1 protein-coding gene is annotated in these 309 nt (G+C 57.0%); it reads right to left on the bottom strand.

The genetic code is table 11. From position 1 onward, the window contains the following. Positions 1 to 124 precede the first annotated feature (124 nt). Positions 125 to 309: hypothetical protein (locus tag MKK75_RS00540; protein ID WP_244040690.1), on the bottom strand; the 185-nt coding region annotated here is incomplete at its 5' end.

Raw genomic sequence — 309 nt, 5'->3', positions numbered from 1 at the left:
CAGCGCGCTTATGACCACCAATCGCCGCCGACTTGCGAAGGGACGGTGACATCAGCAGCCTACAGGTTGCCAGGGTGATCGAAGCCGACGCGCAGGACACCATGGTCGTAACGGCCGTAGCCATTTACAGGCTACTGGATGCCGATATCCGTCCTATGCCGAAGTATTGTGCCCCAGACAAATCATAGGATGGCAAATTGCCCTTTGCCGTCGTAGCCCAATGCAAGATGCACTGATCCGCAAGCTTGAGAGCTTTGAGGAACTCACAGACGCCGATCGTGAAGCGTTGCGGGCGTTCGTTCCGCGGTT

It is taken from the genome of Methylobacterium sp. J-030, assembly GCF_022829545.1.
Lineage (GTDB): Bacteria > Pseudomonadota > Alphaproteobacteria > Rhizobiales > Beijerinckiaceae > Methylobacterium.
The sequence above is the reverse complement of the archived record's forward strand: the minus strand, read 5'-3'. Positions and strand labels throughout refer to the sequence as shown.